General features: G+C 55.5%; 11 protein-coding genes and 1 tRNA gene. 4 read left to right on the forward strand and 8 right to left on the reverse strand.

The genetic code is table 11. The annotated features are described in order from the left end of the window. Positions 1 to 42: 42 nt before the first annotated feature. On the reverse strand, positions 43 to 1209 hold the full coding sequence (locus ACWFTY_RS16935; RefSeq protein WP_447525344.1) for a mechanosensitive ion channel family protein: 1167 nt from the start codon (positions 1207 to 1209) through the stop codon (positions 43 to 45). 74 nt (positions 1210 to 1283) lie between these two features. After that, positions 1284 to 2039, reverse strand: coding sequence for a TlyA family RNA methyltransferase (locus ACWFTY_RS16940; protein WP_447525345.1), 756 nt, complete (start codon positions 2037 to 2039; stop codon positions 1284 to 1286). A 50-nt stretch (positions 2040 to 2089) separates the two neighbouring features. Here ACWFTY_RS16940 and ACWFTY_RS16945 point away from each other — a divergent pair, with 50 nt between their 5' ends. Beyond that, entirely contained in the window at positions 2090 to 2629 is a 540-nt protein-coding gene (locus ACWFTY_RS16945) for a hypothetical protein (RefSeq protein WP_447525346.1), read from the forward strand. Between the two features lie 304 nt (positions 2630 to 2933). Here the strand turns inward: ACWFTY_RS16945 and ACWFTY_RS16950 are convergent, their stop codons facing one another. From ACWFTY_RS16950 to argH, 5 genes are read right to left on the reverse strand one after another with little or no spacing between them, the layout of a single operon-like run. Further along, complete coding sequence (locus ACWFTY_RS16950) at positions 2934 to 3407, reverse strand: DUF2721 domain-containing protein (protein WP_447525347.1); 474 nt, start codon at positions 3405 to 3407, stop codon at positions 2934 to 2936. Continuing rightward, the gene (locus ACWFTY_RS16955; RefSeq protein WP_447525348.1) at positions 3404 to 4180 is read right to left on the reverse strand and encodes a siroheme synthase; all 777 of its coding nucleotides are present in this window, start codon (positions 4178 to 4180) and stop codon (positions 3404 to 3406) included. The genes ACWFTY_RS16950 and ACWFTY_RS16955 overlap by 4 nt, the downstream gene beginning before the upstream one ends. A gap of 51 nt (positions 4181 to 4231) precedes the next feature. Next, on the reverse strand, positions 4232 to 5491 hold the full coding sequence (lysA, locus tag ACWFTY_RS16960) for a diaminopimelate decarboxylase (protein WP_447525349.1): 1260 nt from the start codon (positions 5489 to 5491) through the stop codon (positions 4232 to 4234). A 32-nt stretch (positions 5492 to 5523) separates the two neighbouring features. After that, positions 5524 to 5775 carry an LPS translocon maturation chaperone LptM gene (gene lptM, locus ACWFTY_RS16965; RefSeq protein WP_447525350.1) on the reverse strand — a complete coding sequence of 84 codons (252 nt, stop codon included), beginning with the start codon at positions 5773 to 5775 and terminating at the stop codon, positions 5524 to 5526. Position 5776: 1 nt separating this feature from the next. Then, the gene (gene argH, locus ACWFTY_RS16970; RefSeq protein WP_447525351.1) at positions 5777 to 7153 is read right to left on the reverse strand and encodes an argininosuccinate lyase; all 1377 of its coding nucleotides are present in this window, start codon (positions 7151 to 7153) and stop codon (positions 5777 to 5779) included. Between argH and ACWFTY_RS16975 the strand changes: the two genes are divergently transcribed. The 3 genes from ACWFTY_RS16975 to ACWFTY_RS16985 all read left to right on the forward strand — a co-directional run bounded on the left by ACWFTY_RS16975 (position 7152) and on the right by ACWFTY_RS16985 (position 9095). Further along, positions 7152 to 7769 carry a TlpA family protein disulfide reductase gene (locus ACWFTY_RS16975; RefSeq protein WP_447525352.1) on the forward strand — a complete coding sequence of 206 codons (618 nt, stop codon included), beginning with the start codon at positions 7152 to 7154 and terminating at the stop codon, positions 7767 to 7769. The two genes, argH and ACWFTY_RS16975, sit on opposite strands and share 2 nt — an antisense overlap. A 129-nt stretch (positions 7770 to 7898) precedes the next feature. Continuing rightward, on the forward strand, positions 7899 to 8414 hold the full coding sequence (locus ACWFTY_RS16980; protein WP_447525353.1) for a c-type cytochrome: 516 nt from the start codon (positions 7899 to 7901) through the stop codon (positions 8412 to 8414). A 6-nt stretch (positions 8415 to 8420) separates the two neighbouring features. Continuing rightward, positions 8421 to 9095: a cytochrome b/b6 domain-containing protein gene (locus ACWFTY_RS16985; RefSeq protein ID WP_447525354.1), complete on the forward strand. Its 675-nt coding sequence runs from the start codon at positions 8421 to 8423 to the stop codon at positions 9093 to 9095. Positions 9096 to 9140: 45 nt separating this feature from the next. Here ACWFTY_RS16985 and ACWFTY_RS16990 read toward each other — a convergent pair. Continuing rightward, a tRNA-Val gene (locus tag ACWFTY_RS16990) sits at positions 9141 to 9216 on the reverse strand. Between the last annotated feature and the right edge of the window lie 532 nt (positions 9217 to 9748).

A 9748-nucleotide genomic window follows, 5' to 3' on the forward strand; every position in this document is an offset into this window, starting at 1 on the left:
TAACAAGGGATTTTTTCTGCGGCGCTCTGCCGTTACGGAACCCTAGTCGTTGCTAAGCGGGACAGGATAGCCTCCCTCCGGATAGGGCAGGATCATTTCGCCATCCGGCGCAGCGGTGAAGGTTGTTTGCGTCGGATATGCAAATTCCAGCCCCTGTTCGTTGAATGTCTGCAATATGGCCAGACCGATTGTGTGGCGGCCTTCATAAACCACGTCATATTCGCTGCTCATGATATCGAAATCGAGCTCGAAATTAATCGAGCTATCGCCAAAACCGACAAAGCCGGAGCGAATGAAAACCGCGTCATTATCCTCCACAATTTTTTTCAACAGGCCTGGAATCCGTCGCGCCTCATCCGGTTTGGTCTGGTAAATCACACCGATGCCAAAGCGCGTCCGACGCCTCGCCAGGCGGGTCATGTTGACGATTTCCTTGTCCAGCAAATTGGTGTTGGAGATGATGATCTCTTCCCCGGTGACCGCTCGTAGCCGCGTGCTTTTCAGTCCAATCTTCTCGATTGTTCCGATGGTATTGTCATAGGTGATTGTTTCACCCCGGCGAAACGGCTTGTCGAAAATAATCGACAGAGCCGCGAACAGATCGGAGAAAATGCCCTGAGCAGCGAGACCGATAGCGATGCCACCGACGCCGAGGCCGGCAATGAGACCGGTTACATCCACACCCAGATTGTCGAGGATCATGATCGCCGCGATTGCAAAGAGAACAAAGGTTACCAGCAAACGGATCAAGGTCATCGCATTTTCCAGCGTCTCATGCTGGTCTGGGTCCTGTGAGGTCTTGCGAATGATCAAACCGAGAATGATCTCTCGGAGCCAGATAGCAACTTGCAGAACGGCAGAGATCGTGAATAATACATGCACCACCCGGTCGATGCTGGAAGGCGTGCTGGAAAAATTCACAACCAGTTCGGCCGATACCATCAACATGAAAAACTTGCTGGTTCGGGAAATTGCCGTTCCGATAATCGTTCGATAACCGGTTAACCCATGGTTGTGGCGCACATAGCGCACGGCAAGACGCTTTATCGCTCCGAGCAGAAAAAATATTCCGGCGCCGATTATCAGCGCGAAAATCATTTCAACATAATGATTGGTCAGCCAGCTTGATCCGTCCACAATCACACGCTGGATGGTCTCGCCGATATCCGGCATAGTTGTTACACTGGGGGTTGGTGTTGTTTTGGTCATAGAACTTCAGCTAGGGAGATGTGGTAAAAATAACAAGCCATGGGATGAAACACGCACTCGCAAGCGAGGCGTTTTCAGGGCTTTTTAGCCCCAACAAGAAACTCCACATTTCCTTTCGGTCCGGTAATCGGACTTTCGGTTATTCCCGAAATTTCCCAGCCGCAACCCACCAGCCAATCTTGCACTTTTTCACAAGCCGCACGGCGCACCGCCTCGTCGCGAACCACGCCTCCTTTGCCAACGTCACAACGCTCGGCTTCAAATTGCGGTTTCACCAGCGCGACCAATATAGCCTGATCCTTGGCAAACTCTATCGGACGTTCGAGTACTTTAACCAAAGAAATAAAACTGGCATCACAAACGATGATATCGACTTTCTCCGGTACATGCTGATCGGTAAGAATCCGGGCACTGGTCTGCTCGTGCACCACCACCCGGTCATCCTGCCGCAATTTCCAGGCAAGCTGGTTGGTGCCGCTATCCACAGCGTAAACTTTTTCGGCTCCTCCGGTCAGCAGCACATCGGTAAAGCCGCCGGTGCTGCTGCCTACATCCATGGCGGTCATTCCGGTGACATCAATGTCAAAATATCGCAATGCATGATCAAGCTTGATGCCGCCGCGGGAGACCCACGGATGGTCTTTGCCCTTCAGCTCGATCGCTGCATCGCTCGCTATCTTGTGCCCGGGCTTATCGACCTTCTTGCCCGCCACGGTCACCAGACCAGCCATTATATAGGCTTGCGCCTTGGCCCGGCTGTCGGCGAGGCCGCGATCCGCCAATATCTGGTCAATGCGCTGTTTGGCGGCTTTGGGTTCGGACTGGGTCATGGAAAATCAGGACTAGCCTAGCGCCGCGCTTTTGGCCATATTCCTTTGCCATGAGAAACATATATTCCCCATTCGTCTTTCCTCTGGTCGCGCTAGCGCTTGCGGCCTGCTCGACCGCGCCACCCGAGCCGGCGCCTGCCCCGCAACCCGCCAAGCCGATCGCAACGCCGTCCCCGGCGCCGGCCCAGCCGCAAGGCGAATGGATTGACTGGCCGATCACCGCAGGCGACTGGGTCTATCGAAAGGATGGCCGCGGCTCGCTGGCGCTATTCGGTCAGGCTGACAAAGACGCAATTTTCATCATCCGCTGCGATCAATCGCGCCGGCAGTTATTCCTGTCGCGCTCCGGCAAGGTCGGTGAAGGCGCCAAAATGGTCCTGCGCGCCAGCGCCGGCACGCAATCCTACCCGGCAAGCAATAGCGGTGGAAAGCCGTCTTATACGGCAATTTCAATATCGCCCGGCGATGTCATGATGGATCGCATAGCCTATAGTCGCGGCCGTTTTGCTGTCGAAACCAGCGGACTGCAATCACTCGCAATTCCGGTTTGGCCCGAGTTCAGTCGTGTGGTGGAAGATTGCCGGAGCTGATCAGCAGGATGTCAGGCCGGAACGCGCAATTGTGACAGCAAAATAAAAAAATTCAAGACTTGTTCGGAAACAGGCGTTGATTCACATTCACAGCGTCGAACAGCGGAGAAGTTTCAATGCAACAGTTCGTATTACATTTACAAGCGAAAGGAGGTGGTCCGATGTCTCATGGTTCAGCACAGGGGTCGGAAAATTCCGTTCGGGGGGCAAATCTGATCTAGCGATCAGGCAACCCGGCAGCGGCACTTCCTACCGCTGACCCATGTTCAGAGGCTGTTGGTCCAGATGGATCGGCAGCCTCTTTTCATTGCGCGCTATCCGATTTTTCAAGATATTCTTCACGGATCATGAAATCGCGAACGCCGATCCGTACTTCCCGCAAGAACTGGATCAGAGCGATCGAAAGCAGGCTTATCGCAACAACGAATGCGCTCCCGATGGCCACGGAAAGATCGAGGCCGGTCAATTCCATGATGAACAATATGCCGATCAGCCCACAGGCGGTTATAGCACTGATAACGCTCAGGAATATGGCGCTATTGACCACCTTAAGACGCACCTGAAGGTCTCCCAGTTCCGCAACGACAAGCTCATGGTCCTTTCCGCTGGTGGACTTGAAAAGCTCCTGCAGGTCGCGTGACCGGTCTATGATCCTCGCCAGACGGCCAGCGAACAGATTGAGCATGGCTCCGATGCCGACCAGCAGAAATGCGGGAGCCAGGGCCGTTTGCAGCACCGTGACGATATCGGCACCGGCAATTTGGGAAAATCCGTTCATGCTTTCATCCGTATCCGCAAGGTCAAACCATCCGTAGGTCGCTCGTCCCATAATGTCAGAACGAAACGCTGTGCATCGGCACGCGCTCGAGAGAGCACTGCTTCCGGCACATCGTCACTTGCAAAAATCTGGTCCGCCTGCCCCAGCCAGCGCGCCTGACGCAAGGTTAGGTCATCGGGATCCGCGCTCGCCAGTTCCAGATCGATGACTTGCGAACGGGACTCGCCATGCGGCTGGTCCAGCCATGCCTCCAAATCTTCCAATTCATGATCGACCAGCACGTCCAGCGGGCCGCCAGGGTCAAGCACTGCATCAATGGCTTTTCGGCGTACTGCGCCATCCGGCCACGTCTGCTGTATCCGTTCTCGCGCATCGTGCAAGGCGGTTGCCAGTGTCCCAAGGCTAGCTGGCAGCAATTGCTCCAGCCGCTGCCGCAGCGCCTTTGCCAGCCCTGCCGAGGCTCCGCCCGTACCAATGGCAAGCAGCACCGGATCGCGGTGGATGATGGCGGGAGTGGTATAGTCGCACAGCGCCGACCGGTCGACGGCGTTGACCAGCAGACCTCTGGCTTTCAGACGCGCGACCGCCGCGATCGCCTCATCGTCATTTTCCAGCGCGACCACAGCCAGCGTCAGGCCATCGGCATTTTCATCATCGGTGATTACCGCTCCGGCACGCTCATAGAGCCGCCTTTTGGCGTCCGCCATTTCGCCACGTCCCAAGAGAAGAATCTTGCGACCCTGCAAATTAACGAAAATAGGCAACTGGTTCATAGCATTCACCTAATATAGTTGGTCACCCCCGGCGGGCGCGGGCGTGACGCATTATTTCAGCCAGTCGGGTACATGCTCCGCCGCCATGATCGTCGCCGGTTCGATTCGCTCGGCAACCACAGCATAGCGATCACCATCGACCAGCACTTCCGGCACTAAAGGCCGGCTGTTATAAGTATTGGCCATAGTCGCGCCATAGGCCCCCGCCGTCCGGAAAATCCCCAGATCATCAGTTTCGACCCGATCGACGGTCCGTTCCTTGGCAAAAATGTCGCTGCTTTCGCAGATCGGACCAACAATCGAAGCAACCATCGTCTCACCACTTGGTTCTACCGCTTCAAAATCATGCCAGGCGTCATAGATGGCAGGCCGCATAAGATCATTCATCGCCGCGTCGACAATGACAAAGTCACTATTCACGCCCGGCTTGATCCGGATTACCTTGGTGATCATGACGCCGCTATTTCCGGCGATCACACGGCCGGGTTCAAACATCAGCGTAACATCCCAGCCCTTGGTCACTCGCGCGACCATGGCGCCATATTCAGCCGGGCTCGGCGGATTGTCTTCGGGCTTATAAGGCACACCCAGACCGCCGCCCAGATCGACATTGGTGATGACGTGACCGGCACTCCGCAATTGTGCGACCAGTTCGCCCATTCTCGCATAGCATTTTTCCAGCGGATCGAGGCTCTGCAACTGGCTGCCAATGTGCACGGCGACTCCGCGCAGGTTCAATCCGTCGAGTTTGGTCAGCCGCGCGTAAATATCAGGCGCGACATCTATACCGACCCCGAATTTATTTTCTTTCTTGCCAGTCGAAATCTTGGCATGGGTGCCAGCATCGACATCCGGATTCACGCGCAGTGTTGCGGAAGCTTTCTCGCCGCGGGCCGCCGCGATTTCCGCCAGCATCTGGCCTTCCTCTTCCGATTCCAAATTAAACTGGCCGATGCCTTTTTCGAGACCAAGGGTCAGCTCTTCTCGGCTTTTGCCAACTCCGGAGAAGACAATGTCCTCCGCTTTCATGCCGGCCGCCAGAGCACGTTGCAATTCGCCACCGGAAACGACGTCCGCGCCATAGCCCTGATTTGCCAATATCCGGAGAACCGCCAGATTGGGATTTGCTTTTACCGCAAAGGCAAGATGGATTTTACCGGCATCTTTGAGCCCTTCGCGAAATACCCGCGCATGGCGTTCAAGCGTCGCGCGCGAATAGACATAGACCGGTGTCCCGACCTCTTCCGCAATTTGTGACAACGGAATATCTTCCGCGTGCAATTTACCATTTTTGAGCTGGAAATGGTCCAATATCTTATACTTTCAAACGTGTGGAATGGGAGTTAACCGGGAGGTGGCAGATCGAATTCGTCATCCTGCCGTTTTTCCGACCGGCGGAGCAGTTCATCGCTACGCTCCGGCATGGCCTGGCTCGACGGGACCAGCAGGTCTTCTCCGCTGGGTGTTGTCATTTCACCATAGACAGGAGGCGGCAGAGCCTCACCTTTCGCTGGCTGTAATGCGCCACGGTTGCCGCACGCGGCCAGTATCATGGTCGCGCCGGTCAGCAACAGGATCGAATGGATTTTGTTCATTTTAGCTCTCCGGCCCCAATGCTTTTTTGGCCTTTGCAACCTGAACCCGTACTTGATCAGGCGCAGTCCCGCCATAGCTGGATCGGCTGGCCACAGAAGCATCGACGCTTAACACGCTGAACACATCGGCATTGATCCGACCATCAATGGCCTGAAACTGTTCGAGCGTCAGATCGGCCAAACCACAGCCCTGCTCTTCAGCGAGAGATACCACCGCTCCGGTGACGTGATGCGCTTCGCGGAACGGCAGCTTGGCTTCCCGTACCAGCCAGTCGGCGAAATCGGTCGCAGTCGAAAAACCCGATTCGGCCAGAGCACGCATCCGGCTGCCGCTGAATTCCACTTCGGCAATCATGCCGGTCATCGCGGCGATCGACAGGCCGAGCAGGTCATGGGCTTCGAACACCGGCGGTTTGTCGTCCTGCATGTCTTTCGAATAGGCGAGTGGCAGGCCCTTCATCGTGATCACCAGCGCGTTCATCGCACCGGCAATTCGCCCGCAATGGCCGCGCACCAGTTCCGCGGCATCGGGATTGCGCTTCTGCGGCATGATTGATGAACCGGTTGAAAAACTGTCCGGCAGTTTGATGAAACCGAAAGGCTGGCTCGCCCAGATCACGAACTCTTCTGCCAGTCGCGAGAGATGCAAGCTGCACTGGGTCGCCGCCATCAGATAGTCGAGCGCGAAATCCCGGTCGGAGACCGAATCGAGACTATTCCCGGTAGGGCCATCAAAGCCCAGCATCGACGCCGTTTTCTCACGATTAATTGGAAAGCCGGTTCCGGCCAGCGCGGCAGCGCCGAGCGGGGATTCGTTCATCCGCTTGCGCGCATCGGCGAAACGCGAGCGGTCCCGCCGGATCATCTCGTAATAGGCCATCATATGATGGCCAAGGCTCACTGGCTGAGCCGATTGCAAATGGGTAAAACCCGGCATGATCGTATCGGCATGTTCTTCAGCGCGAACTACCAGAGCCGTCTGCAAACTCCCCAAGGCGTCATCGACCATGTCCATCGCATCGCGCACCCAAAGCCGGAAATCGGTCGCGACCTGGTCGTTCCGCGAACGGGCAGTATGCAGACGGCCCGCTACCGGACCGATGATTTCGGAGAGCCGGGCCTCGACGTGCATATGAATATCTTCGAGGTCGAGATCTTCGGTCACGCCGTCTGTTTCATATTCCTGGGCAATCTGGTTCAGGCCGTTTATGATTTGCGTCGCGTCCGCCGCTTCGACGATGTCCTGTTCCGCCAACATGGCAACATGCGCCAGACTGGCGCGAATATCATGTCGCCATAATTTCTTGTCGAACGGGATTGACGCGTTTATCTCCCGCATGATTGAAGAAGGGCCATCGGCAAACCTGCCGCCCCACATGATATTGGAATTTTTTGTGCCTTTTGTGATGCGAACCGTCCTGTTCATGATCTTGGGGTTGAACCTAACGGCTTGCGATAGAGACTCGAGCGAAGCGGGGCAAGAATTTGCTGGCACCAATGCCGAAGAAGCGGGAAAGGTCATCGAGAGCGGCAAGGCCATGGTCGGCAAGCTCGACATTTCCCAGCGAGGGACAGCCATGGTGGGCACGTCTTTCCAAGCACCCGATGGAAGCACCGTGCAATTGAGCGATTTTATCGGCAAGCCGCTACTCGTCAACATTTGGGCGACCTGGTGCGGACCGTGCATCGTAGAAATGCCGATGCTGGATAATCTGGCTGCGCACGAGAAAAGCCGGCTTAAGGTTCTGGTTGTCTCGCAGGACATTCAGGGCGCGGAAAAAGTGATCCCGTTTTTCGAGCGAAGCGAATTTGAAGAACTGGAACCCTATGTCGACCCCGAAAATGGCCTGAGTTTCGGTTTCGGATCTGGCGTTATGCCGACCACCGTCCTCTACGACGCGCAGGGCAAGGAAGTGTGGCGGGTTATAGGAGCCATGGATTGGGATGGTGCGAAGGCCGCTGCATTGCTGGAAGAAACGCTGGCCGAAGATTGATTGCGCCTTCGATCAGACTACGAGCCGACAACGGCTTTCGGGAAAATCGTTACTTTCGAGAGACGCCGCCGATTGCGTTTATGTCCAGTTCCGTTAGTCTGAAGCATCTTTGGCTTGATGGAGAATGTGATGAAACGCAGAAAAATTCAATTGATAGTACCGGTTCTTGCCGGACTGACCCTGCTTTCCGCCTGCGGAGACACTGGCGAAACAGACGCTGCTTCGGAAACAGCCAATGTCGTGCTGGCCAATGGAATGACCGTCAAAGCACAGATCGAAGCACGACAGGCGCAACTCAAGAATATCGGCAAGGCATTCAAGGCGATTAGTGACCAGTTGAAAGCCGACAGCCCTGATGTTGCCAAAATTCAGGCCGCTACTGCGGTTGTACCGAAAGAGGCCGCTGGCATGGTCGACTGGTTTCCTGCGGGCACCGGCCCCGAATCAGGCGTAGAAACTGAAGCCCTGCCGATTATTTGGGAAGAAACAGAGGATTTTAACGAGAAGGTCGCTGCGATGCAGGAGGCCGCCGCAGATCTCGACGCTACTGCTCAGGGCGGCGATGTCGCAGCAATCGCGACTGCGTTCAAGACCACGGGCGGCACGTGCAAATCCTGTCATGACAAATATCGTCTGGACGACTAGCGCGCCATGAATACCGATCCGGCGCCTATCTTGGTCTGGGACTGGGCCGTCCGGCTGGTTCACTGGCTGATGGTGGTTCTTGTCCCCCTCCTCTGGTGGACCGCAGAAGAGGGCTATATGGACTGGCACAGAACCCTCGGCCTGACCATGTTCGGTCTGGTCCTTTTTCGGCTGATATGGGGATTGATCGGGACATGGACGGCACGCTTTGCCCCCATGGTGCGACGAATCGGCTTTCTAAAATCCTATGTCCGAAAATTGCGCAACCGGGAATATAGCGCAAGCTTTGGCCACAGCCCTTTGGCCGTGTTCGGCGTCTTCGCCTTGCTGCTGGCGCTTGTCACCCAGATTGGGACCGGATTATTTTCCGTGGATGTCGATGGCCTCGAATCAGGGCCACTTGCCGTGCTGGTTTCCTTCGATACCGGCAGACAGTTGGCCGAGGTCCACGAATTCAACTTCAACCTGCTGGCGGCGCTGATCGGACTCCATATCACGGCGATCGCTGTCTATCATTTTCTCCTGAAGGCGAATCTCGTCGGACCGATGATCACGGGTCACCGGTCCCGCGATGACTTTGCCGCCACAACGCTGCCCGAAAATCGAATGCGATTCTTTCCAATGACAGGCGCAGCTGTCTTGTCACTGGCCTGCGTTATCGCGTTATTGAATTTCGGCTGAAGCGATTCGCCCTAGCGAACCATCCCCGATCCGATGTCGGGGTGGTGGTGGGCGATGACGGGCTCGAACCGCCGACATCTTCGGTGTAAACGAAGCGCTCTACCAACTGAGCTAATCGCCCCCATGACAAGATGCATATCGGCATCGTCGAGGTCAGGCGAGCGCCATTGCCAAATCGCAGCGCCTTTGGCAAGCCTATTTGCGTCCCTTTGCTGACAAGATGCGCTGAGGCAGGTTTTCTATGCCGATTTTCTATGATCATTTCCCCATTAACCAGAACCCTAGCTGACTCCGCGATTCGCGAGTTATACATCATTATCCACAGCATATATTGCTTACATTTCAGCAGCTTAAAAAGATATTTAGCAAAATCCACGGCTTGTCGCTGTCAATCGATATATTTCATTTTTTTTACAGCGCCGCCCTTGATCGACTCACACAGAGGCGCTTACTAAGGAGGCTCGGCTGGTGGCTGTGATTGCCATAACGAAGCCTAATTTGAAAATAGAGATCATCGTTGAAAACGTGTTTTCAGCAACGGACAGTTGCGCCCGATTCATTCCCATGGCTGGGGGTATTGAAGGCTGCTGAATTCAGGATCTGCGGTCAATTGTCGGCGTTGTGATCGCGCGCCACGGGGAAGATGTCGGGGG

It is taken from the genome of Parasphingorhabdus sp. NYA22, assembly GCF_976973735.1.

Coding starts and splice junctions, on each gene's coding strand:
- ACWFTY_RS16940 (WP_447525345.1), bottom strand. CDS start 2,039: ATGACCCAGTCCGAACCCAAAGCCGCCAAACAGCGCATTGACCAGATA.
- ACWFTY_RS16945 (WP_447525346.1), top strand. CDS start 2,090: ATGAGAAACATATATTCCCCATTCGTCTTTCCTCTGGTCGCGCTAGCG.
- ACWFTY_RS16955 (WP_447525348.1), bottom strand. CDS start 4,180: ATGAACCAGTTGCCTATTTTCGTTAATTTGCAGGGTCGCAAGATTCTT.
- ACWFTY_RS16985 (WP_447525354.1), top strand. CDS start 8,421: ATGAATACCGATCCGGCGCCTATCTTGGTCTGGGACTGGGCCGTCCGG.
- ACWFTY_RS16980 (WP_447525353.1), top strand. CDS start 7,899: ATGAAACGCAGAAAAATTCAATTGATAGTACCGGTTCTTGCCGGACTG.
- ACWFTY_RS16935 (WP_447525344.1), bottom strand. CDS start 1,209: ATGACCAAAACAACACCAACCCCCAGTGTAACAACTATGCCGGATATC.
- argH (WP_447525351.1), bottom strand. CDS start 7,153: ATGTGGGGCGGCAGGTTTGCCGATGGCCCTTCTTCAATCATGCGGGAG.
- lptM (WP_447525350.1), bottom strand. CDS start 5,775: ATGAACAAAATCCATTCGATCCTGTTGCTGACCGGCGCGACCATGATA.
- ACWFTY_RS16975 (WP_447525352.1), top strand. CDS start 7,152: ATGATATTGGAATTTTTTGTGCCTTTTGTGATGCGAACCGTCCTGTTC.
- ACWFTY_RS16950 (WP_447525347.1), bottom strand. CDS start 3,407: ATGAACGGATTTTCCCAAATTGCCGGTGCCGATATCGTCACGGTGCTG.